This window comes from Actinosynnema sp. NPDC050436 (assembly GCF_040655415.1).
Lineage (GTDB): Bacteria > Actinomycetota > Actinomycetes > Mycobacteriales > Pseudonocardiaceae > Actinosynnema.
This window is the reverse complement of record NZ_JBFAJV010000001.1, coordinates 757,084-781,036: the sequence shown is the minus strand read 5'-3', so window position 1 is coordinate 781,036 and position 23,953 is coordinate 757,084. Positions and strand designations below refer to the sequence as shown.

The following is a 23,953-nucleotide window of genomic DNA, read 5'->3' as shown; positions in this document are numbered from 1 at the left end:
GTGGTGCCGACAGCGCCCACCGCCTGGGAGGCCCAGCGGATGCCCCGGACGCCGGTGCGGATCTCGTTCAGCGCCCTGCTCAGGGTCCGGGACGACGACCGCTACGTGCTGTTCCACTCGCCCACCCGACCCGGCGTGTGCGGCCCGCCCGGCGGGGTGGTCAAGTACCTGCCGCCGGCGGCGGGCCTGCTGGAGCGGCTGGGCTTCGACGAGGAGCTGACCCCGCCGCACGTCGAGGTCGCCCGCACCGACCTGCGCGGCGTGCTGCCCGCCCGGTCCGTGCGCGGCTTCCTGGCCTGGTTCGCCACCGGTGCCTACCGGGAGCACGCCGAGGACTGCCTGCGCCGCGAGCTGGCCGAGGAGGCCGGGGAGGTCGGCATCGGCCCGCTCGCCGAGAACCCGCACGACCTCCGGTTCTCCCACGTCCGCACGGTCGTGGAGGGCCCCGCCCCGGTGCCCGGCAAGCCGTACCGCCAACTGCGCCGGTTCGAGGTCCACGACCTGGTGACCGGGGACGGCGCGGGCCTGCGGGTGGCCCGCGCGCTGGCCCGCGCCGGCCGGGCCGCCGACCAGCCCGACGTGGTGTGCGCGAGCCGGTCGGACATCCGGCACGGGCGGTTGGGCAGGCTGTTGATCGCGCCGCAGAGCGCGTTCCTGATGGGCGGCACGCGGTTGGCACCGGACCTGCCGCCGGTCCGGTGAGGACCGGCGTGGCGACCGAGGTCCGGCTGCTGTCGGCGGGCCGCCCGGTCGGCGCGGTGGCGCTGCCGCCGCCCGTCCTGCGCCGGCCGGCCGGCGCCGACCCGGCGATCTCGGGTCTGGTGACGCTGCGGCTGGGCTACGCGCTGTCCGCCGGGACGCCGGACCTGTGCGCCCTGTCGGTCGTGGTGCTGTTCGACGACCGGCCCGCCCGGCTGCACGACCTGCGGGTCGGCCCGGCGGGCGCGCCACCGCACAGCCGGGTGTGGACCACGCGGCACGGCACACCCGGCTGGCTGGTCGGCGACCCGCTCGGCTGGTCACCGGTACCCCGCCAGGGCTGGTTCGAAGTCGACCTGGAACCGCCGCCGGCCACCGGCCCGGCACGCGCACCGGCCCTCGCCGGCCTGGCCCGCGTGCACGGCTCGGTGGCGCGGACCGGCCTGGTCCGCACCGGCCGCCTGCACACCACCGGCGACCAGCCGCTCCGCTTCACCTGCCCCCTCCCCCAGGCCGACACCCCGCCACCTCGGCTCGCCGACGGCCTCGCACGCCCCGGAACCGCCGCACCCGAGGTCGCCGCCCTGCTCGACAGCGCTCCGCCCCACCCCACTGCGCCGCACCCAACCACGCCCGGCCTCGCCGCGCCGCATCCCACCGCGCCGCACCCCACCGCGCCCGGCCTCGCCGCCCCGCGCGCCGCCGCCGGCTCGGTGTCCCTCGACCCGGTGTCCGGCCCGAGCGCGGGCCCGGTGTCGAGCCCGGCCGTGCGGCTGTGCGTCGCGGTCGACACCGAGCGGTACCGGCGGTTCGCCGTACCCGAGGCGGCCCGCGCCCAGCAGCGGTTCGCGGAGCTGCTCGACCGGGCCCGGCGGCGGGCCGGCGTCGGCGACGCCGGGGTCGACGTCTCGCAGACCGGCGACGGCGTGTTCCTGCTCCTCCCGGCGGGCGTGGACGAGTCGGTGGTGATCCCCGGGCTCGTGGAGGGACTGCGCGCGGGACTCGCCGACCTCAACCGCGACCTCACCGACCGCGCGCGGCTGCGCCTGCGGGTCGCCATGCACCGGGGGCACGTCGCCGCCGGTGCCAACGGCTGGCTGGGCTCCGCCGTGACCACCGTGCACCGGCTGCTCGACTCCGAGGCGCTGCGGCTGGCGCTGGCCGACGCGCCCGCCGCCGACTTCGCGCTGATGGTCTCCGACGTGCTCTACCGCGACGTCGTCGCCGACGGCTACCACCCGCTGGACCCGCGCGGCTTCGCCGCGGTGGTGGCGGAGGTGCCGGCCAAGGACTTCGCCGAACCCGCCTGGCTGCACGTCCCCACCGGCTGACCCGCCACCCCGCCCCCTCACACCGACGTGCCCAGCAGCAGCGGTGTCCCGTGCTCGGCGTGGGTGCCGTCGTCCAGCCTGATCTGCACGCAGGCCATGCCGAACGCCTTCGGGACCGGCTCGCCGGCCGCCAGCGCCTGGTAGAACCCGACGCTGAACGCGATGGCCGCGTCGTCGCCGATCGGCTGCCGCATCCCGATCACGTGGTCGACGTGCCGGGCCACCGCCTCGGCGAGGGCCACGGTGTCGCAGGCGTTGACGATCACGCACTCCACCGTGTCCGACACCTGCTCGAACAGCGACGCCAGCCCGTCCACCGACACCAGGCGCGACGCCCCCACCTCGTTCTCCACGTAGAGCCGCCCGTCGGGTTCGGCGTGCCCGGAGAAGTGCACGATCCGGGGACGCACGTCCAGCAGCGCCTGCGTGATGTCCCGCGTCCGGACGGCGCTGCGCTCGTGGAAGGCGTAGTGGTCGCGGTCCACGCCGAACCGCAACTGCTCCTGGATGGCGCGGGACTCGGCGGCCAGCCTCAACCGGTGGGTGTCGCTGGGGTTCGCCGACAGGTACAGGATCCGGGTCCGGTCGGTCGGAGCCCGGCCCGGCCGCTCGTCGGCCGACCGCACGTGCAGGTCGACGGTGTGCCGGGCGGACCGGGTGAGCCCGGCGTCGGTGCGGCAGTCCACGTCGATGCGCACCGGCACGTGGGTGCCGCTGCCGGTCGGCCGCACGTGCGCGGTGAACTCGGCGGTGTCACCCGGCGCGAGCGAGCCCAGCAGTTGCCGGGCACCGCCCGCGTCCACGTCGAACGGCCCGGAGATCCCGACCGCGAGCCCCACCAGGACCGGCACGCCGGTGTTGGCGACCCGGCCGCGCAGCAGCGACCACCGGCCGTCGGGCAGGACCCGGTCCACCAGCGTGACGGTGAACTCGGGCTCCGGCACGACCCGCGCCGCCTGCCGGGGCGTCACCTCGATCCCGGTCCGGAAGTCGACCACCCGCCGGCTGTCGCCCCACCGGTCCCGGTAGGAGAAGTTCCCGCTGCGCACCACCCAGCGGCCCTCCTCGTCCGGCCGCACCCGCAGCACCCGCTCGACGCTCTCGCCCGCGCCGAGCCGGGCCACCTCGATCCGCGACGTCCCGCTGAGCAGCGCGACCTGCCGGGGCAGCTCCAGCTTCAGCACGACGTGCGTGCAGGGCCCGGAGTCGGCGTTGGTCAGCCGCACGGTCAGCTCGACCGGCTCGCCCGCCGCGACCCGGTCCGGCGCCACCGCGACCTCGATCACCGGGCACCCTCCAGGGCGGTCGCCCGGGGGTGGTGCCGCTGCTTGCACTCCTTGCAGTGCACGGCGACCTGCCGGTCCTCCTCGCCGAAGGCGTCGTCCACGACGCTCACCCGGTCGTGGTGGCACAGCGGTTTGCCGCAGTGGTGGCACACCGCGTCGACGAAGACCTCGTCCGCGCCTTCCCGCGTGTGGCACTCGGCGCATTCCCACGCCATGGTCGTGCTCCTTCACCCTCGTCCGGACGTGCTCAGCGCACGTCGAGCTGTGCGTCGATCCACGCGCTGACCGCGCGGAAGGTCTTCTCGTCGATACCGCCCGAGGCCCACTGCCGCTCGATGTCCTCGCGCTGCCGGCGCAGCTCGACCACCCGCGCCGGCACCTGCTCCGACCCGGCGGCCCCGTGCCCCGACCCGCTTCCCGCCGGCCCGTACCCCGACCCGGCCGGTCCGTTCCCGGCCGCCGGGCCGTACCCCGGCTCGGCGGACCTGTTCCCGGCCGCCGGGCCGTACCCGGCACCCGCCGGGCCGTAGCCGGAGGCGGCCTGCCCGTAGCGGGGAGCGGCCCGCCCGTAGCGGGGAGCGGCCCGCCCGTGCCCGGACGGCGGGGCCTGGCCGTACCCCGGCGCGGCGGGGCCGTACCCCGACGGCTCCGGGCCGTACCCGGGAGCGGCCGGGCCGTACCCGGTGCTGTACCCGCCGGTGCCGTGCGCGCCGGTGGTGTGCCCGGAGGGGGCGGCGTGGTCGCCGAAGAACGCGTCGGCGGTCCCGGCGGGCCGGCTGCGCAGCGTCTCCCGGATGATCGAGCCGAGCCGGTCCCACTCGCCCTCGATCTGCTCCTCCATCGCCTTGGTGGCGTAGGTGGCCCGGACGATCAGCCGCACCCGGCTGTGCCCCGCGTGCGCCCGGATGTCGCCGTTGTGCTGCTCCTCCCCGGTCAGGCTCAGGCTGAAGTCGATCGGGTAGACGCCGTCGTAGCGGCGGCCGGTGATGTCCCAGTAGCGGTTCATCACGTGCGCCTTGCCGCTGGTGCGCGCCGGGTTCTCCACCACCCGCTTGACGTAGTAGCCCTCGTCGCTGAGCGCGTTGGTGAGCCGGGCGATCGTCTCGTGGTCGGGGATGATGCCGGGGAAGTCCTCGGTCTCCGGCCGGGTGTGGTCCTTGGCCTGGTCGGGCACCACTCGCAGGTCCTGGTAGCGCACCCCGGCCAGGCTCAGCTCGAACGTGGCGTGCACCTCGGTGCCCGCCCGGCCGAGGCCGCCGCCCGCGCCGCGCCGCCCGCCCAGCGGCAGCAGCACCTCCACCCCGGACAGGCCCGACAGGGTGCCCTTGAAGAACGCGGTCGCCTCGCCCCGGATCACGTCGTCCATCGAGATCCGCTCCTCGAACCGGACCGACAGCGTGAGCCGGCCCGCCGCCCGGTCCTTCTCGGTCAGCACGACCTGGTTCCACTCGATGCAGCGCACCACCGTGTCGGGGTCCTGCGGGTCGGGCCGCCGGCCGACCAGCGGCCGGTGGTTGGCGTTCTCCACGTTGCCCCACGACACCGGCACGTAGAGGGTCAGCGGCTGGAACTTGTCGATGACCAGCGGGTCGCTGTCCGGCCCGATCCGGCTCCACTGCACCTCGATCTCCAGCGTGCGCTGGTCCTGCTCGGGGGTCAGCGCGGGGGTGAGCCAGATCGGCACGTGGTCGGCGTCGCGCTCGGGCGTCACGGTGTAGGTCGAGCCGACCTCCCAGCGCGCGCCGCTGCGCCCGTCGGCGGCGGTGAAGAACGGGTGGCCGCCGGTGTTCCCGGTCAGCGGGATGACCGGCCCCGCCGACTCCGGGTCGGCGAACACCGCGCCCGACTCGCCGTGCAGCACGGCGAAACCGGCGTGGTACGGGACGCCGGTGCCCGGCGAGAGCCGGTACTTGCGCTGGTAGAGCGCGAGCCGCTCCAGGTCGGCGCGGGCGAAGGTCATCGCCACGCTGAACTCGCCGCGCGCCGGGTCGACCGAGGTGTGGTACTCGCCCTTGGCGTCGAGGGACAGCGTGCCCCGCACCGTCTCCCGGATCTTCGCCGAGTCGACGGTGGCGGGCAGCGGCAGCGGGGGCCTGGTGCGCAGCGCCTCCGCGTCCCGCCGCCGGCCGACGAGGTACGCGCCGACCGCGACCGCCGCGCCCAGCAGGAACACCACCAGGCCCAGCCCGACACCGGCGAACATCAGCAGCACGCCGGCCACGGCCGCCGCCGCGCCGCCGAGCAGCTCCCGCAGCGGCCGGTGCCCGGTGAAGTGCCGGCAGTCCGGGCAGTGGAACGCCTCGGGCGCCTCGATGTTCAGCCCGGCGAACTCGCTGCTGGGCCGCTTCGCCGCGCCGCCGTCGCCCCGGGCGTCACGGCCGCACATCAGCGCACCGCAGTGGTGGCAGGCGGCGACCACCTCGGTGGAGCCGCAGCCGCAGCAGCGGGCCCGGGGTGCGCGGGGCACCACGCTCGTCGTCATCGTCCTCGTCTCCTCGACGTGTCCGTTGTGGTCGGTGGGTGGTCCATCAGCGCCGGGCCTTGAGCCGCTCGAACCGCTCGCGCAGGGTGAGCTGGAGGGAGTTCATGACCTGGGTCAGCTCGCGGCTGGTGCCGGGCAGGCCGCCGCACAGGTAGAGCTTCAGGTCGCCGCTGTCGAAGGTGGTCTTGAAGGTGTGGCCGCCCGGGAGCTGGTTCTGCCGCTCCGTCTGGAACCGGCGGCCCTCCAGCAGCAGCCAGAGCTGCATCACGTCCGGCCCGGCCGCGCGGTTGGCGATCATCAGGTGCCGCATGGCGTTCTCGCCCTGGCCCCGGTCGGCCATCGACACCAAGACCTCGAAACCCTTCTCCTTCAACGCCGACTCGACGTCGGAGACCCGCATGTCGTCCGGGATCACCTCGTCGAAGTACAGGTGCTGGCTGGGCAGCATCAGCCGGCGCGCGAACGCGTCGTCCAGGATCAGCCGCAGGCCCGTGGTGATCCGGCTGCGGAGCCGGGGCCGCTCCGGGACGCGGGTGCCGGTGGCGGTGAACAGCCGGGCCTGCACGCCGGAGAGCAGGTAGTCGTCGACCTGCACCTCGACGGTGCCGTCGATGGCGGGCTGCTTGTACAGCTCGCCCGGCTGCGTGACCCGCAGGTGCAGCGTCGTGCTGCGGAACACGAGCGTGTCGCCGTGCGGTTTGCCGTCCTCCTCGTCGCGCTCGTTGACCAGCTCCATGGGGATCTCGCCCCACTCGATGCTGCCGTTGGCCGGGTTGTACTCGACCGGGATCGCGTGCCCCCGGGCGTCCTTGAGCTGCAACGCGCCCAGCGACGTGATCGTCGGCCAGCGCAGCGACACCCGCGAGACGGTGGGGGACAGGTCGCGGGTCCGCGCGGTGTTGGGCAGGTGCAGCAGGACCACGACGGTGAGCCGCAGGTAGGAGCGGAACAGGTTCTGCTTGGTGATCTCCTCGGCGACCCGGCCCATCAGGTCGTCGCGGGACACCGACATGGCGAGCAGCTCGTGCAGCTCGGTGCCGTCCGGGTCGATCAGGTCGACCCGGACGTCGACCGGGAACACCCGCAGCGCGTCCGCGTCCGGTGTGTAGTCGTGCCGGATCTCGCACGCCCAGCGGTCCGCGACCAGGTCGCGCGCGCCCAGCTCGGCGACCGGCACGGTGATCGGCGCGGAGCCGTAGCCGGAGGTCAGGTCCAGCACCCGCGCCAGGTCGGTCCGGCTGTGGTCGGTGACCGCCAGGTGCCCGACGAGCGCCCGCTCGGGCAGCGCGGTCGGTCCGTCCGAGGTGACGTCGGCCAGCGCCCGCCGGGTGAAGTGGTCCGCCCCGTCGTAGGGCATGGTCAGCTCGATGCGGCCGGTGGGCCGGTCGGTCCGCTCCTGCGAGGGGTTGCGGGAGATCTCCTGGTGGTAGCGGTACTCCTCGGTGAACCACACCCGGTCCAGGCGGGCGCGGGCGAAGGAGGAGTCCCGGGTGTGCGTGCCGCCCTCGCGGCGCGTGCCCAGCACTCGGCGCAGGAGGGCGCTCGCGGCGCTCTGCAGCTCCGCGAGCAGGCGGCGGGTATTCGACATGGTTGAGCCCTTTCACCGCGTTCCGGCGGTTTCGACGTCCCTGGGGTCGAACGCCCTGCGGCGTCCGGGGTGCGGGCGGTGGCGACCGGTCGGCCGTACCCGGTCGCGCGGATTTTTGGTGCTGACGGCGGTGCTCCCGCGCCCGATGTGTCGATCGGCGTCTACCTTGTGACACATCGCAACGGATCACCCCGTACTGGTACGGGATTCAGCCGTCCAGTAGCCCGATCCGGCGGAGTCCGGCCAGATCGGTGATGACTATCCGTCGGCTGCCCACGCCCAGCACGCCGTCGTCGCGCAGGTCACGCAGCGCCTTCTCCACGGTGGTCAGCGCGACCCCGGCCAGCGACGCCAGCTCGTGCTGGGGCAGCGGGAAGGTCAGCGCCCACCCCTCGGCCGTGCGCCGGCCGTGCGCGCCGACCAGGTCCACCAGCACCCGGGCCACCCTGGTCGGCGCGGGGCACACCACCAGGTCGGCGCACCGGTCGTGCAGCCGGCGCAGCCGCCTGCTGAGCATCCGGGCGACCGCGACGCACGCTTCGCCGTGCCGCTCCAGGAAGTCCTCCAGCTCCGCGCCCGGCACGACCCGCACCGTCGTGTGGTCGCCGGCGATCACCGTGGCGGCCCGCCGCTCGTTCTCCAGCACCGCCATCTCGCCCAGCAGGTCGCCCGGCCCGCTGACGTCGACCAGCAGGTCGCGGCCGAACTCGGAGGTCGTCATGACCTTGACGTGCCCGGCCAGCACGAGCATCGCGTGCCGGTGGTCCTCGCCCTGCCGCAGCAGGCGCTGGTGCGGTCGGTAGCCGACCTCGGTGCCCAGCCCCAGCAGCGCTTCCCGGTCCCGCGCGCGCATCCCGCCGAGCAGGCTGTGCGCGGGCCACGGTTCCCGGTTCAGCGTCGGCCGCCGTCGGTCATCGGTGCCTCCCACCCCTCGGAGATTCCGGATGGTGGTGCCTGGCCGGTCCGCGCACACCGTGCCAGTACGGGTTCGGCTCAGCCGGCCAGCTCCGTCAGCGACGCCTCGTCCAGGATCGTCACCGACCGGTAGCCGGTCTCGGCCAGCCGCAGCCTGCGCAGCTCCGCGAGTACTTTGTGGACGGTCGGCTCGGCCGCGCCGACCAGCGCCGCCAGCTCCGGCTGGGTCAGCGGGAAGCCGATGCCGATGCCCTGCGCGGTCGGCCGGCCGTGGTCGGAGGCCAGCTCCAGCAGCACCCGCACCACCCGGGTCCGCACCGGGCAGCCGCTGAAGTCGACGCGCCGCCGGGTGGACCACCGCAGCTTCGCCGCGACGCTGCGGCTGACCGCCTCGGCGGCCTCCGGGCGGCGCAGCAGGAAGTCGTGGAACGCCTCCCCGGACAGCAGCCGGCCGCGCACCGCGCTCGCCGCCGTGGCCGTGGCGAGCCGGGGCCCGCCGTCCAGCGCGGCCAGCTCGCCGATGAGGTCGCCCCGGCCCCGGATCGCCAGCAGCGCCACCCCGCCGTCGGGGTTGTCCGCCGTCACCTTCACGTAGCCGCCCAGCAGCAGGGTCACCTGCGTGGAGCGCTCGCCCTCGCGCACCAGCACCTTGCCGGGCCGGTAGTGCACCGGCACGCCGGAGGCGAGCAGGTCGGCCTCCGAGGCGGGCGACAGGGTGGCGATCAGGCTGGTCGACCGCCACCCGCCGTGCCCCATGCGTCCCCTCGGTCTGCGCCCGTGCCGCCGCGAAGACGTCGAGCGTGCCAAGGGGGACGGCCGGAGTGAATCGGGCACGCGGTGAATCACCCGTCTGCCACACCGGACGGGGCAGTGCCGCGACGCGTTCAGAGCAGCGCGGTGAGCCGCTGCTCGACGTGGTCCAGCGCCATGCGGACCGCGCCGAGCGCCACGTTGCGCGTGCCCAGCGCCGACACCCGCAGGTCGACCGGCACCAGCAGCAGCCGGCCCAGGCGCTTGCGGACCGCGTCGAACAGCACGTCGCCCGCCCGGGACACGCCGCCGCCCACCACGACCCGCTGCGGGTCCATGATCAGCAGCTGCACGGCCAGGCCGCGCGCGAACCGGGTGGCGATGGTGTCCACCACCGACGCCGCCGCCGGGTCGCCCTGCGCCGCCGCCTCGAACAGGGGCGCGATGTCGCCGTCCGAGGCGAGCCGGTCGCGCAGCGGGCCGTCGCAGCGCTGGACGCCCAGCCGCAGGACCTCGCCCGCGCCGACCAGCCGCTCGAACGCGCCCAGCCCGTCGGTCGGCGGCTTGGGCTCGTCGTCCAGGTCGGTGACCAGGTCGATGAACCCGAGTTCGCCCGCCGCGTTGGACGCGCCCCGGTAGGGCTGGTCGTCGATCACCATGCCGGTGCCGATCCGCTCGCCCCACTGCACGAACAGCAGGTTGTCGCCCGCCTCGCCGCGCCAGCGCTCGGCCACCACGGCCAGGTTGACGTCGTTCTCGATGGCGACCGGGCAGCCCAGCCACTCCCGCAGCTCGGCGATCACCGGCAGGCTCGACCAGCCGGGGATGCTCGGCGCGAGCACCACCTCACCGCGCTCGTGGTCCACGATCCCGGGCGTGCCGACCGCGACCGACCACAGGTCCGTGGGCGTCACCCCCGCCCCGACTGCGATGTCGGTGAGCGTTCTGCGCAGCAGCGGCACCACGTCCGGCCCGGTGGGGCTGGCGGCCTCGCGCTCGGCCAGCACGTTCCCGGCCAGGTCGGCGATCATCACCAGCACCTTGTGCGGGCCGACGTCGATGCCCGCCACGTGGCCCAGCTCGGCCCGGAAGCGGGCGCGCTGGGCGGGGCGGCCGATCTGGTGCTCGGTGGGGCCGGAGAACTCGGCGATGCCCGCGTCGGACAGCGCGGTCAGCGCCCGGGTGACCGCCGGCCGGGACAGCCCCGTGGCGACCACCAGGTCGGAGACCGTGGCGGTGTGGCCCGAGGCGTCGCGCAGCGCGTCGAGGACGGCCGCGGCGTTGATCCGCCGCAGCACGTGGGGCCCGGTGGCCGCCGATCCGGATGACACGCGCGCCTCGCTTCCGTGCTCTCGACGCGCACGCTAGCAGGTCCAAGCCCTTGACAGATGGTCCAGACCATAGCAGAGTATCGAACGGTTCGTTACTAAGTGCGCCCAGCTCACGTCCCTGCGGTGAGATTCGGCTTGGGGGAGGCGACTGACTGTGGAAGACGTGAAGTACCGGCTCATCGCCGATCACCTGATCGGTGCGATCGACCGGGGCGAGTACCCGGTGGGCAGCGCGCTGCCCACCCTGCACGACCTGATGCACAAGTTCGGCGTGGCCCGGGGCACCGCGCGCGCGGCGGTGGCCGTGCTGGTGGCCCAAGGCGTCGCCACGTCCAAGCAGGGCCTGGGCACGCTGGTGTGCGGCACGACCGTCCCGCCGCAGCCCACCACGCCCCGGATCCTGCCCGACGGCGCGACCTACCCGAAGGTGGTGCTCAGCGGCTGGACGGCGGCGGGCCCGGACATCGCCGGCCGCTTCAACCTGGCCACCGGCGACCTGGTGGTGCACCGCATCCGCCACCACCACACCGGCACCCGGGTGACCAGCATCGACCAGCAGTGGCTGCCCCGGGCCGTGGCGACCACGATCGAGCGGCACACCGGCCACGACATCTCCGACCGCAACGACACCCCGCACCCGGACCTGACCCCGTTGCTGCGCAACGCCGGCCTGGACCCGATCGTGGCCACCGTCCAGCTCGACGCCCGCCTGCCCAGCAGGCACGAGGCCGACACCCTGGACATCCCGGTCGACGCCCCGGTCCTGGTCGTCCACCGGATCACGCACGGCTCGTCCGGCACCCCCGTCGAGGCCACGACGACGGTGTCGAGCACCGGGGGCTCGGCCCCGAAGTTCACCATCCCGCTCACCGGCTGACCCGCACCACCTCGCACCACCCCGCACCACCTCGCAGCACCCGCCCGCTCGTCCCGCACAACGAAGTGCGCGAGCGGCCCCCCACGGCGACCCGCGCCGGCTATGATCGGATTCCGTGAGCACACTTCCCCCGGAACTGCGGGAACTGGTCGAGTCCGGGCCGATGGTCCACCTGAGCACGATCAACGCCGACGGCAGTCCCCAGGTCACCGTCATCTGGGTGGGACTGGACGGCGACGACCTGGTCAGCGGCCACATGTCCCGGCACCTGAAGCTGCGCAACATCGAACGCGACCCGCGCGTGGTGCTGTCCTTCGACGCACCCCGCACCCCCGAGGTGTTCCTCAACGAGTACGCGGTGCTGCGCGCACGGGCGACCGTCGAACCCAGTGACCAGGCCTGGGACCTCCTCGACCGCCTCACCAAGGTCTACATGTCGCCCGACGACACGTTCCCGGTCCCGCGCGGCCCCGGCTACGTCGTCCGCTACAAGATCGACCGCATCGGCGGCATCGGCCCCTGGGCCTCCAAGGCGTAAACCCGCCACCCCACCTTCACCCCGGCTTGTCCACCCTCACGTCGGCGAAGGCCCGGCGGCAGCAGGACACCAGCTCCCGCACCGCCGGCCCCCGCGTCGGCTTCCACACCAGCGCCAACAGCCCCGGCACGTCGACGTCCTCGATCGGCACGGCGGTGAGCCGGTCGGCGTAGTGGGTCGCCATCGACTCGCTCAGCAGCCCGACGCCCAGCCCCCGTGCCGCCAGGTCGGCGATGGCGTCCGACGCGCTCGCCTGGACGGCGATCGACGGCCGAACCTCCCGCGCCGCGCACACCCGGTCGAGCACCGCGCGCAGCCCGGTCCCGGGCGGCATGGAGATCAGCGGGTGCGCCACCAGGTCGCGCAGGGACTGCGGCCCCCGCGTCACCGGGTGCCCCGGCGGGGCCACCGCGACCAGCCGCTCGCTCACGATCGTCAGGGCGTCCAGGCCCTCCGGGGTGCCGCCGGCGGTGCCGACCAGGGCGAGGTCGAGGGTGTTCGCGCGCACCTCGTCCACCATCCGGTCGGAGTTGGCCTCCTGCAGGGAGATCTCGACGCCGGGGTGGTCCCGGTGGAACGCCGCCAGCGCGTCGAACAGGGGCGTGATGGTGCAGCCGATGACCATCCCCAGGGCCAGCCGCCCCCGGATCAGGTCGGTCACCTCGCCCACCGCCTGCCCGACGGCGTCGGCGGCGGCGAGCGCCGCGCGGGCGTGCTCCAGTGCCGCCTTCCCGGCGGTGGTCAGCGTGGCGGTGCGCGCGGACCGGTCGAACAGCTCCGCGCCCAACTCCCGTTCCAACTGCCGGATCTGCGCACTCACCCCCGACTGGCTGATGTGCACCCGCTCGGCGGCCCGCGTGAAGTTCCGCTCCTCGGCGACCGCCACGAAGTACTCCAGCTGCCTCAGTTCCATGACTGAAAATTCTAGCAACCAGAAAAACCATCCGTTGGACTTCTAGCTGCGTCTGGCACAAGCTGGTCTCACACCACCAAGAGGAGGACAACGTGCCGGAGTACGAGAAGGCCATGCGCCCCGAGGACATCACCCGCCTGTTCGTGGAACGCTCGAACGCGGGCGACGCAGCCGGCGTGGCCGCCCTCTACGAGGAGAACGCCGTCCTGGCCTACCCACCCGGCAGCCAGACGGTGGGCCGTGCGGCGATCCAGGAGCTGTGGGCGGGCGTGCTGGCCCACAACCCCCGCTTCGAACTGGAAACCCCGCTCCCGACCCTGGTGAGCGACGACATCGCCCTGACCTCGACCCCGCCGAAAGACGGCTCGGGCGCACGGGCCCAGGTAGTCCGCCGCCAGCCCGACGGCAGCTGGCTCCGCCTGCTCGACCAGCCGGAGTTCCAGCCCCCCACCACCTGACCCACCCCACACCCGGCCGGGCCACCAGGCCCCGCCGGGAAACCCGCTCGTCCGGGTTCGGCCGCCGTCCTAGTCTGCGATCATGAGGGCAGCAACGAACCCGGCCGACGAGGTCGCCCGCCTGGCCCGTGGCCTGGTCGACCTCAAGCTGGCCTACGAACACCAGGTGGTCGGCTGCACGGAAGCCGAGGTGGCAGAAGTCCTGAAGTCGGCGAGGAACTTCCCCCTGCCGGCGGAGTACCCGGAGTTCCTGCGCCGGATGGGACGCGAAGCCGGCCGCCTGCTGATCGGCACGGACCTGCACTACCCGGAAGTCCTCGACATCCCCGCCGATGCCATCGCCTTCGCCGCCGAAGACGCGCCACAACTGGACCCGGCAGGCAAGCACTTCTTCGCGGCCCACCAGGGGTATCAGTTCTACTTCTTCACGCGGGAGCACCCCGGTACGGTGTTCCTCTACACCGAGGGCGACGACGAGCCGGTGGTCTCAGCCGACACGTTCCTGGGCTGGCTCTGGAACCACGCCGAGTCCGAAGCGACCATCAGCTCACGCTTCATCTACGGCAACCGCTTCCCTTCTTGACCACCCTGGAACCTCGACGAAATGAAGCCCACGGTGACAACCGACATTCCCGTCCCTTCCACGAGGGACCTCACCGACGCGTTCGGCGTGGCACCGGTCCTGCTGGACGAAGGCGAGGCGACCTACCTGCTCGAAGTGACATCGGGCGACGCCGAGCTGCGCTTCAGCTACGACGTGGTCGAGCGCTCCGTGCGAGCAACCATCAGTCGCGGGGCGGCGAACCTGGTGGACCTCTTCTACGAGGGCCTGGACGGAATCTCGTTGATCACCGAGAACTCGGTCACCGGCCTGTCGGTGTGGCTGACCGGCCCCGACCACACCACCCGCCTGACGGTGACGGTCTTCCCGACCATGCACATCCACTCCCAGGTCCTGACCGCCTGACCCAGGCGAACGTCCACGGCTCACGGACCGAGGGCCGGTACTTCATCCAACGTGACAGGATCGAGTGATGTCAGTCGAGTTCGACCAGGAGAATTTCCGGCGTGCCGTTCTGGACATCGTGGAAACCGACCACCTCTTCCACCTGCTGAAGGACGTGATCGACGCCAGGCGCGCTGCCGGTGTCCCGGATGAGGCGCTGATCGCGGTGTTGAGCAGGCTCCGGCTGGATTTGCAGGACGAGGGCCGGGAGGAGGACGAGGAGTTCGTTGCGAACGGACTGGACGAGATCACGGGCTGGTAGCCGCGAAGGCCCGGCAGCAACACCGGTTTCTCGGCCGCGCCGACCGCTTCGAGGTCACCATTCAGGACCGATGACCAAGCAACGAAGCTGTGGCAACAGCCCCCGCCGCCCGGTGATCCCGCTCCGCTGACCTTGGAGAGTGAAGGTGCGTTTCATCCTCAAGCCCGATCGCGGCACCGTCGTGGCGTTCGAGCCGACCGCGACCCAGTACCGCCTGGAAGCCGGCGAAGAGATGGTCGTGGTGTGGCACGGGGGCCGGGAGGACGGCACGATCGAGTTGGTCGGTAACGATGTCGTCGTGCACGCCCCCTCGGAGGGCTACACCAGAGCCTGGAACGGTCGGGGACAGGAGGTCTTCGTCGGTCTCGAGTCCGATGAGGACTCTGTGGTCCAGCCGTCGGTGGCCAGCACGTCGGGTGAAGTGGCCGTTCGACCGTTGAGCGCATATCCGGATCTGTCGACGGGTCCTCGGATGGAAGCCGGGGGAGTGGGATTGCGCTTCATCCTCAAGGCCGACCGTGGTGCTGTCGTGGTGTTCGAGCCGTCTGCGGCCGAGCACTTCATGGAGGCCGCCGAAGAGTTGGCCGTGGTGTGGCACGGAGGCCGGGAGGACGGCACGATCGAACTCGTCGGTAACGATGTCGTCGTGCACGCCCCCTCAGAGGGCTACACCAGAGCCTGGAACGCCAAGGGCCAGGAGCTCTACGTCAGCCTGGAGTCCGGAGAGAACTCCGTGATCTAGGCGGGCGGCGGTCCAGCCGCCGAGCGAGGTGCCACGCGTCGATCGGGTCAGCAGGACTTGCGCAGGATCGCGCCGGACGTGCCCGGCAGCGAAACCGAGGTAACAGAGGAACCCTTGGCGTCCGCGTAGGAGCCGCCCAGCCGCACCGTCACCGCAGACGAGCCGGTCCGGTTGGCGTTGACCAGCACGGTGCCGCAGGCGAAGTCGCGGCGGAACACGTTCGTGCCCACCGAGCGGTAGGGGCCGGACGGCGTGCCCAGGTTCCAGTCGTACTCGGGGTGCCAGGGCGACGGGTCGTCGTAGCGGTCGGTACGCGCGAGTTCCGCGATCGCCGAGGTCTTCCCGGTGGCCAGCAGGTAGCTGGCCAAGGTGTACCGGAACGGTTGGTCCGCGCCGGCGCTGAAGTGGGGCTGCACCCAGGCGAGTTTGCCGCGCTGCTCGGCGGCCGTGATCTCCGCGACCTGCCGGCTCCAGCCCTCCGGGTACTCCGACAGCAGGTTCGTGTCGCCGAAGGTGAGCCACCACTCGTCGAAGCCGCCGTCGAGGTGCTCGGTGTAGGCGTTCCACGCGCCGTCGTGCAGGCGTGCGTTGGACAGGTTGGCGACGGTCTTCAGCCCAGCCGACGTGAATGACCCCCGGGTGTTGGCCAGCATCGACTTGTAGGCGTCCTGGAAGGACGAGTCGGTGCGGTACTTCGCCGGACACACGCCGTCGTGGTAGGCGTCACACGGGAAGAGGGCGTTGTCCATGAAGACACCGTCGAAACCGGCGGACTTGCTGCCGGCGACGACGCTGTCCGCCCAAGCCTTCTGGTACGCGGGGTCACCGACGTCCATCTGCCAGTGCCCGGCGTAACCGCTGTATTCGAGCCGTTTCCCGTTGGCATCCTTGAGGAACCACTCCGGGTGGTTGCGGTCGGCGTCACAGTAGCCGATGCCGGCGGGCAAATCCCGGTCGTCAACGCCGGAGCGGCAGGCGTAGCTCCGGGTCGAGCTGAGGTCTTTGTAGACGAAGACCTGCACTGCGGGGTTGGCCCTCTTGAGCTTGGCGGCGAGCGACCCCTCCCAAGCGTTGAGCACCACGTAACTACGCCGCTTCGCCTCGGTCCGAACCACCTCATCCGACACAGGACTGCTGTCGAGGTGCAGCCAGAACGAGCGCACGGACGCCGGGGCGGGGGCAGCGGACGCGGCGGGGCTCACCGTCACGGCCGTGGCGGCGACCGTGGTGACGGCCAGCAGGGAAGCAGCCTTCAACCAGCGCATGGAACCTCCTTGCGGTGCAGCGTGGGCCGGAAATGGCCGCGCTGAACTGCGTCACGCGTCCTGCGTCACGAGAAGGGCGGATCCGACGGCCGCACCGGCGACGTGGCGGGAACGCCACGAGGGCTGTGCGATAAGTGAGAACTCTTGTTACTAATGAGTACAGCCCTAAGTTACCGGCGAGTCAAGTGACGGTGCCCACAGAACGCGTACAAATCTCACGAACGGCACCCGTCGTCGGCGCAAGATCAAAACAAGTACCATCGAACCGGAAGTTGGCACAGGGGGATGACGTGAGCGCGCTTTCCGTAGTCGGCTGGACAGCCTGCGGACCGGCGGAAGCCGTTGTCGACCCGTGGGTGCCCTTGACGGTCAGGTGGAACAGCGGTGAAGCGCGCGGAAGCCTGACCATGATGGTGGAGGGCACGGCGGGTGGTCGGGTGGAACTCATGGTCGACCGCGTCGATGGAGCCCTCAAGCGCCTGGTAGTCCTGCACACAGGGCCAGAAGTGGCCTCGCACGGCGATGGCTTCGATCTCGTCGCAGAAGCGCCCTGCACACCTCGGTTCGACCTCGGACCGTGGGGTTCGAACGGCAGTGCCGACATCCCGGAACCGAAGCTCTCCGCCATCGACACCACGGCGGAGTTGTCGTACTCCGTCATCGGCGAAGTCCACGTCGTGCGGTTCTCCGGACGACCGGCGGCACGTCACATGGCTGGCGGGTCGGTGGTTTTCGGGCTGTCCGAAGAAGATGTTCTGATCGAAGTCGTATTTCGCGCTGTGCAACAAGGTATGACGGGTATCCCGCGCGCACTGACGGCTCAAGCCAGTCGCAACAGCGTCTTCCGGAGGTTCGTACGCCGATCGGCCGGCCGGTGAGTGAACCGCACGAAGACTCCGTAGCGAACGGACTGGACGAAATCGCAGACCGGCAGCCGAGTCCTCGAACAGGCGCTGATCCGGTGAGCTGTGCTGACGGTCGTCCCGCTGCTGCGAACCAGCCCAAGAGAGCCGGTCGTGAGACAGTTCGGAACCAGCAACAGGATCACCCAGCCCGACCCGCCGATGTGATCAGCCGACGTGGCGGCCCCAAGGATCCAGGGCCACCACGTCGTGTGCCTCACGGTGCAGGGGTGAGCGGGACTTCCACGAACTCGGTCGATTCGGCGGCCCTGGCCGCCACCGGCTGGTAGCGCAGCAGCTTCGGGTCACCCGCCGGAGTGCGGAAGGCGACGACCCAGGTGTCGGCGGCCAGCGAGAGCGTCGGGTCCACGGCCGTCTCGTGCGCGTAGCCGGTCACCTCGGCCCAAGGCAGCCACGTGCTGCTGCCGGGACTGGTCTGGCCCGTGCGGTAGACGAACCCGTCGTCACCGCGCACGGCGAGCTGGATTGTGCCGTTGGGTGCCATGAGCGCGCTCGGTGAACCGACCGCCTTCACCCCCGGCATGGGTACGCCGACCGTGGCGGCCCACGGATCGGCCGCCCGCTTCGACTCGATCGTGCCGTCCGCCTTGACCGCATACGACGTGATGTCGTTGTTCGGCATGACGACCGACGCGGTGAGGATTCCGCTGACACGACCAGCTGCCGGCGGTCGCCCCGGGGCGGTGCGGAGCGACTGACCGTCAGCGACCGCCACGGCGACCTGGTGGGCACCCTCGACCCGGCCGGCCCGATGACCTCGTTCGCCGACTCGGCCGCGTTCGACCCGTTCGGCAAGGCGGTCGCCACCACCGGAACCAAGCACTCGGTGGGCTTCCAGGGCGACTGGACCGACCCCGACACCGACCAGGTCAACATGACCGCCCGCTGGTACAGCCCCGAGACCGGCGGCTTCGCCTCCCGCGACGACCACCCGCTGCCCACGTCGCCGTCCGGAATGGCCAACCGCTACACCTACGGCCTGGGCGCACCGACGAACTACTCCCACCCGTCCGGCACCGGGCCGTCGAACGACGGCTGGTGCCTGTGCCCGCCGCGCCCCCGGGTCGACGACTGGTTCGACGGCGACTGGTTATCCAACCTGCTGCCGATCTTCTGCAATCCCGAGGAGGGAGGCGAACCGATTCTGCCGGGAGGGTTGCTTCCGCCGCCACCGGGCGACACGGGCAGGAACACCGGCTACTCCGGTGACAACAGCAAGCGCGGCACCGGTCAAGGCCGACGCCAACCGGACCCGGCGATAGCCGCACGCGAACAGGCGAGGGAGGTCGGCTGCAACAACCCCCTCCCGGTTGCGGAGGCGCTGGCGCAGCCGCTGTACGGCGGCGACCGCACCCCGCCCGTATCCTCCTCGCCGCAGGTCCAGTCCCACTTGGCGGGTGACTTCGCCAACCCGGTGGAAGACGTCAACAGGTCCTACTCGACGGTGTACGCCCAACTGCTGGAGCAGAACGGCTCCGTCGTAGCGAACATCTCGGCGTCGCTGAAGTCGCCGGTGTGGCTCACCGAGCAGAACTCCGGCAACGACTGCCCCGCTGTGGAGCTGGCTGTGCGAGACCGGCGAAGCGATCGTCGGCTTCGGCAACGCTGCCAAGGACACGGCAGGTGGAAGAATTGCGGGCCAGTTCAAGTTGTCGTCGACCCTTGGGTGCCCTTGACGGCCGAATGGGAGATCGACGATATTCTGGGAACTCTGACCATGATGTTGAGAGGCGCGGCAGGCGGTCGTGTGCAACTCACGGTGGGCCGGAAAGATGGAGTTCTCATGCGCCTGGCGGTCACGGGTTCTTTGCCGGAGGCGAAGTCATTCGAAAGATGCTCCCCAGTTCGTCGAAGGCGAGCCCTGTATTCCTGCGCTCGATTTGGGATTATGGGGATCGGACGACAGTTCCGACATTCCGGAGCCAAAATTCACGGCAATCGACACGTCTGTGGATTTGTCGTACGGCATTTATGGCGAGACTCGCGTCGTACGATTTTTCGAGTGTTCGACGGCACGTCCTGTGAAGGGCGGGTCCGTTATATTCGGTCTGTCCGAAGAGAACGTTCTTGTCGAATTGATCTTCACCGCTGTGGAATACGGAATGACGACTATCCCTCCCGTCCTCGATGGTCCGATTTAGGTTCTGCAATGAATCTTCTGGCCCAATGCCGCTTGCTCAAGGTGTTGAAGTGTGGGGCGAGTTCGAGTTTCCACCGTTGTTGGTAGAACGCAGCGAGTTCTACGGCGGGCGCGATTTCATCGGACGTTCCCCGTGGCCCGGCCCACCTGTCCGACCACCGTCGACCAGTCGATCTCGGGGGCAAGGCGAAAGATTCTCTGTGGTGAATGGACACGTGCGATCTCCCGCACGATCTGGAGTACCATCAGGACAGGTCAGGCCACGGTGCGATCCAGCCTCCATGGTCCATGCCGTACGAGGATTACAAGCGTCTACTCGAGAGCACGGGTGGATTGTGGGATTTTATCCCGCCGAAGTGACGGGGCAATTACATGTCTGTTGATCTCAACAAAGGCAAGTTTCGGCGAGAAATCCTCCGAATCGTAGAAGGAGACCATCTTTTCGCTCAGATGAAGGCGGTCATCGACGCCAGACGCGCGGAAGGCGTGTCGGATGAGACACTGATCGCGGTCTTGACTGAATTGATGATGGACATGCGTGAGCAGGAAAGAGAGGAAGACGAGGAGTTCGTAGCGAACGGGCTGGATGAAATCGCCGACTGGTAGCTGTATCGTGCACGGTGCTGACCGGCGGCGGACTTGGCAAGCCACCCTGACTGAATGCCGATTCAAGGTTCAGACGGTACGCCCTCCAGGTTTGGCTGTCACCGGCTCACGGGGATCGGTCGTTCCAGCAGCTCTCCGACGGCTTCGGAGCAACGTTCAAGACTGAGTTGCCAGTGCGTGCAGCTGGAATCCTTGTGGTGTTACCAGCCATGTGGCGAATATCCTGGACAGCAGCTGCCCGGCGGCGGAGCAGTAGTGAGGCTCCGCCGCTTCGGCTGTCAGACAGACGGAACAACTTCGGCCAATCGGTTAAGTATTTCCCGCTGCCGCTCCCGATACTGCCGCACGTTGCCCAGCTTCACGTCCTCGTACCCGCGCACCATGTCCGGCAGCGCCGCCAACTCCGCCACCACCGATCGGTCCACATCGGACTCACGGAACGCCCGCACCACGGCAGCCTGGTACTCCGCCACCAGCTCACGCTCCACCCGCCGCACGTGCGCGTACCCGAACACGTCCAGCCGCGTCCCGCGCAGCCGCCGCCCCGCCGCCAACACCCGGAACACCGGGCGGAACCACGGACCCAAGGCGATCTTCTTCTTCATCCCCAACGCCCGCAGCACCGGCGGGTGCAGGCGGTACGCCGCCCGTGCGCCCTCGCCGAACTCCGCCTTGATCTTCGCGTCCAGCGCGGGGTCCAGCGACAGCCGCGCCACCTCGTACTCGTCCTTGTACGCCATCAGCTTGTACAGGTTCCGGGCCACCTCGACGGTCACCTCGGTCGGCCCGCCCTCCAGCACCCGCACGCGCTCCACGAACTCGACGTACGCCCGCGCGTACTTCTCGTCCTGGTACGCCACCAGCTCCGGCACCCGGATGTCCAGCACCCGCGCCAGCTCGGACCCGGCCTCGGCCTGCACCACACCGCGAACCGCCGCAGCAGCACCGGAAGCCGTCACAGCAGCGCCGGAAACCGCCGGCACCGACCCAGCGGAGACGACCTCGGAGGCATCCGGTGAGGCCACGAGCCGCCGACCGTGGCGGAACGCCTGGACGTTCGCCGCCACCGCCACGCCGTTCAGCTCGATCGCCCGTTCGATCGCGGACGCCGGCAGCGGCAATGCGCCGGTCTGGTAGGCCGCGCCCAACTGGACGATGTTGGCGAACTGCCCGTCCCCGAACAACTCCTCCGCCACGGCCCGCGCGTCCAGCGCCACGGTCCGCGCCGTCGCCGACTCCAGCACCGAGTGGATCCGGCCGACCTCCGGGAACGAAACCGACGTGTCCACCACCATCTTCCCGGTCGGCACCTCGGTCGTGGACACCACCGCCACGGTCCGCGACGGGTCGGTCGACGCCAGGTTCGCTGGGTCCGCGCCGACCAGCGCGTCGCACGCCAGGTACAGATCGCACTCGCCGGCGGCCAGCTTCGCCGCGCGTTCCGCGGGCACGGCCGTGACCTTCAAGTCCGAGACGACCGCGCCGCCCTTCTGCGCCAACCCGGTCTGGTCGAGCGTGCGCACGTGCCGCCCGTCCAGCACCGCCGCCGTCGCCAGGATCTGGCCCACGGTCACGACTCCCGTGCCGCCGATGCCCGTGATCCGCACCGCGAAGTCCGGCCCCGCCTGCACGGGCTCCGGCACGGTGTCGAAGGCCAGTTCCTCGGCCTTGCGCCGACGCGGCTTGCCGCCACCGGGCATGACGGTCAGGAACGACGGGCAGTCGCCGTCCAGGCACGAGTAGTCGACGTTGCACGACGACTGGTGGATCGCGGTCTTGCGGCCGAACTCGGTCGGGATCGGCTGCACGGACAGGCAGTTCGACTTGGTGCCGCAGTCGCCGCACCCCTCGCACACCCGCTCGTTGATCACCACGCGGGTCGCGGGGGCTTCCTGCTTGCCGCGCCGCCGCTTGCGCCGCTTCTCCGCCGCGCACTCCTGGTCGTGGATGAGCACGGTGACGCCCGGGATGGCCGCCAGTTCTTCCTGTGTGCGCAGCAATTCCGAGCGGTCGCGGATGTCGACGCCGGCCGGGAACGAGCGGCGGCGCAGCTTGCGGGGTGCGTCACTGGTCACCACGACCTTGCGCACGCCTTCCAGCAGCAGCAGTGCGGTGATCTTCTCCACGGGCAGTCCGCCCACGGCGTCCTGACCACCGGTCATCGCCACGGCGGAGTTGTAGAGCAGCTTGTAGGTCACGTTCACGCCCGCCGCGACCGCCGCGCGCACCGCGAGGCTGCCGGAGTGGGTAAACGTGCCGTCGCCGATGTTCTGGGTGAAGTGCGGCGTCTCCACGAACGGCGCCATGCCGATCCACTGCGTGCCCTCGCCGCCCATCTGGGTCACGCCGACCAGCGAGCCGACCTGCTCGGGGTCCATGAACAGGCTCATCGTGTGGCAGCCGATGCCGCCGCCGACGATCGTGCCCTCCGGCACCTTCGTGGACGAGTTGTGCGGGCAGCCCGAGCAGAAGTACGGCGTGCGCGCGAGCAGCGGCACGGCGATCCGCTCGCGGCGGGTGCGCTGCCGCCACGCGTCGACCGACTCGATGCCCAGCGGCGCGAGCAGCCGGGCCAGGCCGGTGGCAATGCCGTCCGGGTCCAGTTCGCCGATCTCGCCGAACAGGGTCCGCCCGTCCGGTCCGGTCTTGCCGTGCACGGCGGGCGCGTTCGCCCGCCCGTACAGCACGTCCTTGATCGCGGCCTCGATGAAGGAACGCTTTTCCTCCACGACCACGACGGTGTCCAGGCCGTCGGCGAACTCCCGCACGATCGACGGCTCGACCGGGTGGATCACGCCGAGCTTGAGCAGCCGGATGCCGTGCCGCGCCAGTGCGTCTTCGGTCAACCCCAACCGGTCCAACGCCTGTTGGACGTCCAAATAGGACTTTCCTGCCGTGACGATCCCGATCCGGTCGCCCGCACGGCCCCGGACGATCCGGTTCACGCCCGACACCCGCACGTACTCCAGCGCCAGCGGCAGCCGGACGGTGTAGAGGCTGCGCTCCAGGCCGGCCAGCTCCGCGCCGAGCAGCCGGGACGTGGGCTTGTGGCGGTAGGCGTGGCCGGGCATCTCCGGCGCGGTCCACTGCGGGCTGACCAGGGCGGTGCTGGACGCGTCGGCGACGTTCGCCACGATCTTGAGCGACGACCACACGCCCGCCGCGCGGGACAGCTCGACGGCGTGCCGGCCGTGGTCGAGCACGTCCTGCGAGTCGGCCGGGAAGAACACCGGGATCGAGAGGTCGGCCAGCGCCAGGTCGGACGCGCACGGCACGGTGGAGGACTTCGCGTTCGGGTCGTCGCCGACCAGCGCCACCGCACCGCCGCGCGGGTCGGTGCCGGCCAGGTTGGCGTGCCGCAGCGCGTCGGTGGCGCGGTCGAGGCCGGGCGCCTTGCCGTACCAGAAGCCGGTGACGCCGTGGAAGCGGCGGCCGGGCAGCGCGCCGGTGAGCTGACTGCCCATCACGGAGGTCGCGGCCAGCTCCTCGTTGAGGCCCGGCCGGTGCACCACGTCGTGCTTGTCCAGCAGCGTGGCGCGGCGGGCCAGTTCCAGGTCGTAGCCGGCCAGCGGCGAGCCCTCGTAGCCGGAGACGAACACGGCGGTGTCCTCGCCGCGCCCCCGGTCGTGGCGCACCCGGTCGAACAGCACCCGCACCAGCGCCTGCACCCCGCTGAGGTGGACCACGCCGTCCTCCCGGAGGTAGCGGTCCTCCAACGTGAACGCCTCCACGCCGTGCTCCTTCACTCGACACCGATGCGGTGCGCGTCACACCACACGGTGATGGCCCTGGAAGCAACATCCGACCCGGTTTTCACAGCCTCGACGCAAAGAACGGCGCT

24 protein-coding genes are annotated in these 23,953 nt (G+C 71.1%); 13 read left to right on the top strand and 11 right to left on the bottom strand.

Annotated elements, in window-relative coordinates; translation table 11 throughout:
- Both AB0I60_RS03260 and AB0I60_RS03255 read left to right on the top strand, forming a co-directional pair.
- Window positions 1–702 carry a hypothetical protein gene (locus tag AB0I60_RS03260; protein WP_360725557.1) on the top strand — a complete coding sequence of 234 codons (702 nt, stop codon included), beginning with the start codon at window positions 1–3 and terminating at the stop codon, window positions 700–702.
- A gap of 8 nt (window positions 703–710) precedes the next feature.
- Complete coding sequence (locus AB0I60_RS03255) at window positions 711–2,030, top strand: hypothetical protein (RefSeq protein ID WP_360725556.1); 1,320 nt, start codon at window positions 711–713, stop codon at window positions 2,028–2,030.
- A gap of 17 nt (window positions 2,031–2,047) precedes the next feature.
- Here the strand turns inward: AB0I60_RS03255 and AB0I60_RS03250 are convergent, their stop codons facing one another.
- From AB0I60_RS03250 to AB0I60_RS03220, 7 genes are all read right to left on the bottom strand, one after another.
- Window positions 2,048–3,316, bottom strand: coding sequence for a CHAT domain-containing protein (locus AB0I60_RS03250; protein WP_360725555.1), 1,269 nt, complete (start codon window positions 3,314–3,316; stop codon window positions 2,048–2,050).
- The gene (locus tag AB0I60_RS03245; protein WP_360725554.1) at window positions 3,313–3,531 is read right to left on the bottom strand and encodes a hypothetical protein; all 219 of its coding nucleotides are present in this window, start codon (window positions 3,529–3,531) and stop codon (window positions 3,313–3,315) included. The genes AB0I60_RS03250 and AB0I60_RS03245 overlap by 4 nt, the downstream gene beginning before the upstream one ends.
- 32 nt (window positions 3,532–3,563) lie before the next feature.
- Window positions 3,564–5,798, bottom strand: a complete 2,235-nt coding sequence (locus AB0I60_RS03240; protein ID WP_360725553.1) for a hypothetical protein — start codon at window positions 5,796–5,798, stop codon at window positions 3,564–3,566.
- Between the two features lie 46 nt (window positions 5,799–5,844).
- A complete protein-coding gene (locus AB0I60_RS03235; RefSeq protein WP_360725552.1) occupies window positions 5,845–7,386 on the bottom strand; it encodes a hypothetical protein in 1,542 nt (513 codons plus the stop codon).
- Window positions 7,387–7,594: 208 nt separating this feature from the next.
- Window positions 7,595–8,314, bottom strand: coding sequence for a Crp/Fnr family transcriptional regulator (locus AB0I60_RS03230; RefSeq protein ID WP_360725551.1), 720 nt, complete (start codon window positions 8,312–8,314; stop codon window positions 7,595–7,597).
- 65 nt (window positions 8,315–8,379) lie between these two features.
- Complete coding sequence (locus AB0I60_RS03225) at window positions 8,380–9,057, bottom strand: Crp/Fnr family transcriptional regulator (protein WP_360725550.1); 678 nt, start codon at window positions 9,055–9,057, stop codon at window positions 8,380–8,382.
- A gap of 128 nt (window positions 9,058–9,185) precedes the next feature.
- Window positions 9,186–10,382 carry an ROK family transcriptional regulator gene (locus AB0I60_RS03220; RefSeq protein ID WP_360725549.1) on the bottom strand — a complete coding sequence of 399 codons (1,197 nt, stop codon included), beginning with the start codon at window positions 10,380–10,382 and terminating at the stop codon, window positions 9,186–9,188.
- A 163-nt stretch (window positions 10,383–10,545) separates the two neighbouring features.
- Here AB0I60_RS03220 and AB0I60_RS03215 point away from each other — a divergent pair, with 163 nt between their 5' ends.
- Window positions 10,546–11,259 (top strand): GntR family transcriptional regulator, encoded by a 714-nt coding sequence (locus AB0I60_RS03215; RefSeq protein ID WP_360725548.1) that lies wholly within the window; start codon window positions 10,546–10,548, stop codon window positions 11,257–11,259.
- Between the two features lie 115 nt (window positions 11,260–11,374).
- On the top strand, window positions 11,375–11,797 hold the full coding sequence (locus AB0I60_RS03210; RefSeq protein ID WP_360725547.1) for a PPOX class F420-dependent oxidoreductase: 423 nt from the start codon (window positions 11,375–11,377) through the stop codon (window positions 11,795–11,797).
- 16 nt (window positions 11,798–11,813) lie between these two features.
- Here AB0I60_RS03210 and AB0I60_RS03205 read toward each other — a convergent pair whose 3' ends face one another.
- Window positions 11,814–12,710 (bottom strand): LysR substrate-binding domain-containing protein, encoded by an 897-nt coding sequence (locus tag AB0I60_RS03205; protein ID WP_360725546.1) that lies wholly within the window; start codon window positions 12,708–12,710, stop codon window positions 11,814–11,816.
- Window positions 12,711–12,802: 92 nt separating this feature from the next.
- Between AB0I60_RS03205 and AB0I60_RS03200 the strand changes: the two genes are divergently transcribed.
- The 5 genes from AB0I60_RS03200 to AB0I60_RS03180 all read left to right on the top strand — a co-directional run bounded on the left by AB0I60_RS03200 (window position 12,803) and on the right by AB0I60_RS03180 (window position 15,178).
- The gene (locus tag AB0I60_RS03200) at window positions 12,803–13,168 is read left to right on the top strand and encodes a nuclear transport factor 2 family protein (protein ID WP_360725545.1); all 366 of its coding nucleotides are present in this window, start codon (window positions 12,803–12,805) and stop codon (window positions 13,166–13,168) included.
- An 82-nt stretch (window positions 13,169–13,250) separates the two neighbouring features.
- Window positions 13,251–13,751, top strand: coding sequence for an SMI1/KNR4 family protein (locus AB0I60_RS03195; RefSeq protein WP_360725544.1), 501 nt, complete (start codon window positions 13,251–13,253; stop codon window positions 13,749–13,751).
- A gap of 33 nt (window positions 13,752–13,784) precedes the next feature.
- Entirely contained in the window at window positions 13,785–14,135 is a 351-nt protein-coding gene (locus tag AB0I60_RS03190) for a hypothetical protein (protein ID WP_360725543.1), read from the top strand.
- A gap of 67 nt (window positions 14,136–14,202) precedes the next feature.
- Window positions 14,203–14,436, top strand: coding sequence for a hypothetical protein (locus AB0I60_RS03185; RefSeq protein WP_360725542.1), 234 nt, complete (start codon window positions 14,203–14,205; stop codon window positions 14,434–14,436).
- Window positions 14,437–14,575: 139 nt separating this feature from the next.
- Window positions 14,576–15,178 carry a hypothetical protein gene (locus AB0I60_RS03180; RefSeq protein WP_360725541.1) on the top strand — a complete coding sequence of 201 codons (603 nt, stop codon included), beginning with the start codon at window positions 14,576–14,578 and terminating at the stop codon, window positions 15,176–15,178.
- 47 nt (window positions 15,179–15,225) lie between these two features.
- Here AB0I60_RS03180 and AB0I60_RS03175 read toward each other — a convergent pair whose 3' ends face one another.
- Window positions 15,226–16,443 (bottom strand): putative glycoside hydrolase family 15 protein, encoded by a 1,218-nt coding sequence (locus AB0I60_RS03175; protein ID WP_360725540.1) that lies wholly within the window; start codon window positions 16,441–16,443, stop codon window positions 15,226–15,228.
- A gap of 290 nt (window positions 16,444–16,733) precedes the next feature.
- On the opposite strand from AB0I60_RS03175, the gene AB0I60_RS03170 reads away from it, so the two are divergent.
- Window positions 16,734–17,321 carry a hypothetical protein gene (locus AB0I60_RS03170; RefSeq protein WP_360725539.1) on the top strand — a complete coding sequence of 196 codons (588 nt, stop codon included), beginning with the start codon at window positions 16,734–16,736 and terminating at the stop codon, window positions 17,319–17,321.
- A 241-nt stretch (window positions 17,322–17,562) separates the two neighbouring features.
- Here AB0I60_RS03170 and AB0I60_RS03165 read toward each other — a convergent pair whose 3' ends face one another.
- The gene (locus AB0I60_RS03165; RefSeq protein ID WP_360725538.1) at window positions 17,563–17,850 is read right to left on the bottom strand and encodes a hypothetical protein; all 288 of its coding nucleotides are present in this window, start codon (window positions 17,848–17,850) and stop codon (window positions 17,563–17,565) included.
- Here AB0I60_RS03165 and AB0I60_RS03160 point away from each other — a divergent pair.
- From AB0I60_RS03160 to AB0I60_RS03150, 3 genes are all read left to right on the top strand, one after another.
- Window positions 17,849–18,064, top strand: a complete 216-nt coding sequence (locus AB0I60_RS03160) for a hypothetical protein (protein ID WP_360725537.1) — start codon at window positions 17,849–17,851, stop codon at window positions 18,062–18,064. The two genes, AB0I60_RS03165 and AB0I60_RS03160, sit on opposite strands and share 2 nt — an antisense overlap.
- Before the next feature lie 26 nt (window positions 18,065–18,090).
- Complete coding sequence (locus tag AB0I60_RS03155) at window positions 18,091–19,593, top strand: RHS repeat-associated core domain-containing protein (protein WP_360725536.1); 1,503 nt, start codon at window positions 18,091–18,093, stop codon at window positions 19,591–19,593.
- 285 nt (window positions 19,594–19,878) lie between these two features.
- Complete coding sequence (locus AB0I60_RS03150) at window positions 19,879–20,112, top strand: hypothetical protein (protein WP_360725535.1); 234 nt, start codon at window positions 19,879–19,881, stop codon at window positions 20,110–20,112.
- 278 nt (window positions 20,113–20,390) lie between these two features.
- On the opposite strand, the gene AB0I60_RS03145 is transcribed toward AB0I60_RS03150, so the two are convergent.
- The gene (locus AB0I60_RS03145; RefSeq protein ID WP_360725534.1) at window positions 20,391–23,843 is read right to left on the bottom strand and encodes an indolepyruvate ferredoxin oxidoreductase family protein; all 3,453 of its coding nucleotides are present in this window, start codon (window positions 23,841–23,843) and stop codon (window positions 20,391–20,393) included.
- Window positions 23,844–23,953 lie beyond the last annotated feature (110 nt).

Bases quoted from the DNA above. Each gene is read 5' to 3' on its own strand.
- AB0I60_RS03240 (WP_360725553.1), bottom strand. From the start codon at position 5,798: ATGACGACGAGCGTGGTGCCCCGCGCACCCCGGGCCCGCTGCTGCGGC.
- AB0I60_RS03185 (WP_360725542.1), top strand. From the start codon at position 14,203: ATGTCAGTCGAGTTCGACCAGGAGAATTTCCGGCGTGCCGTTCTGGAC.
- AB0I60_RS03235 (WP_360725552.1), bottom strand. From the start codon at position 7,386: ATGTCGAATACCCGCCGCCTGCTCGCGGAGCTGCAGAGCGCCGCGAGC.
- AB0I60_RS03245 (WP_360725554.1), bottom strand. From the start codon at position 3,531: ATGGCGTGGGAATGCGCCGAGTGCCACACGCGGGAAGGCGCGGACGAG.
- AB0I60_RS03205 (WP_360725546.1), bottom strand. From the start codon at position 12,710: ATGGAACTGAGGCAGCTGGAGTACTTCGTGGCGGTCGCCGAGGAGCGG.
- AB0I60_RS03175 (WP_360725540.1), bottom strand. From the start codon at position 16,443: ATGCGCTGGTTGAAGGCTGCTTCCCTGCTGGCCGTCACCACGGTCGCC.
- AB0I60_RS03225 (WP_360725550.1), bottom strand. From the start codon at position 9,057: ATGGGGCACGGCGGGTGGCGGTCGACCAGCCTGATCGCCACCCTGTCG.
- AB0I60_RS03165 (WP_360725538.1), bottom strand. From the start codon at position 17,850: ATGGCACCCAACGGCACAATCCAGCTCGCCGTGCGCGGTGACGACGGG.
- AB0I60_RS03160 (WP_360725537.1), top strand. From the start codon at position 17,849: ATGAGCGCGCTCGGTGAACCGACCGCCTTCACCCCCGGCATGGGTACG.
- AB0I60_RS03150 (WP_360725535.1), top strand. From the start codon at position 19,879: ATGTCTGTTGATCTCAACAAAGGCAAGTTTCGGCGAGAAATCCTCCGA.
- AB0I60_RS03195 (WP_360725544.1), top strand. From the start codon at position 13,251: ATGAGGGCAGCAACGAACCCGGCCGACGAGGTCGCCCGCCTGGCCCGT.